2 protein-coding genes are annotated in these 1,129 nt (G+C 65.1%); one reads left to right on the top strand and one right to left on the bottom strand.

All coding sequences use genetic code 11. The features are described from left to right. Positions 1–501: hypothetical protein (locus AC5RWX_RS33645; RefSeq protein WP_494100479.1), on the bottom strand; the 501-nt coding region annotated here is incomplete at its 3' end. Between the two features lie 132 nt (positions 502–633). On the opposite strand from AC5RWX_RS33645, the gene AC5RWX_RS33640 reads away from it, so the two are divergent. Further along, the coding region (locus AC5RWX_RS33640; RefSeq protein ID WP_494100478.1) for an MBL fold metallo-hydrolase at positions 634–1,129 on the top strand (496 nt) is incomplete at its 3' end.

Raw genomic sequence — 1,129 nt, 5'->3', positions numbered from 1 at the left:
GGTTCGGGCATCGATGATGTCGTTCCACAACGTGGTCGCAAAGACGCTGCCGTCCTGGGCATAAACGTCATAGGGATACCCGGCAAAGACGGACGGCGTGGTGCTGCCGGCGGGCAGCTCCTGCCCTGCTGCCTTCGCGACGGCGTCGCCCACAGCCCAGGTCCTTGTCAGGTGGGGTGTGAGGTTCTCCTGGACAAACAGGGTGGCGTCGCCGGTGGCAGCGGCGCGCTTCAGGAGCTCATCCAGTTCTTCCGCCAGGAGCCCGGACGCCGTTTCCTCCACGGGTGCAGTACCCCGCTTGAGATCCTCGATAAGGCCGTCCACCGCCTCGGTCCAGTCGGCGGTCTCGCGGAACTTCTTCCACGTGGGAAACCAGACGATGCTTCCCGTGGCGTGGTTGTGGATATGGCGGAGTCCGCTGTTCTTTTCCGTTGCAGCATGGTCGTGGCCGGCGGCATCAGCTTCGGCGAGGAGGTCTGCAAGCGTGGTTTTGGTGCTCATGGTGTGTGGTTCCGGCTTTCTGCGAGGATCGTTTGCTTCATTGGTGCTCAACCTGAGGCCCTGCCTGTTCTATTCCGGCGGCCGCTATTCCCGCGGGAACGGCCATGCAGCACCTGCCGATGCAAAGATGGGATGGTGACTTCAGCTTCCGGCCCCATCCTGCAGCGCAGCTCAGCCCTGACGCAGTTCGTCCTGGCACCCAACCCTGGGCCCATGAGCCTCGCCGGCACCAACTCCTACCTGCTGCGGGACCCAGGTCATGCGGGTGCTGTCGTGGTTGATCCGGGTCCCCTGGACGAGGCCCACCTCCAGGCACTCGCCGGTGCCGGCCCCGTTGAACTTATCCTCATCACCCACCGCCACGCGGACCACACCGCCGGCTCCGGACGGCTGCATCAACTGACCGGAGCCCCTGTACGCGCCTCGGACCCTGCCCACTGCCACGGCAGCGGAACGCCGCTGCTCGACGGTGAGGTACTCCATCCAGCGGGCATCGACGTCAACGTGGTGGCAACGCCCGGCCACACCTCCGATTCAGTATGTTTCCACCTCAGCGGCGACGGCCCCCAGGGTTCGGTGCTGACCGGGGACACCATCCTGGGCAGCGGCACTACGATGCTTGACTACC

The organism is Arthrobacter sp. SPT-J7 (assembly GCF_059089965.1).
Note: the sequence above shows the minus strand (reverse complement) of the source record. Positions and strands in the feature narration are given on the sequence as shown.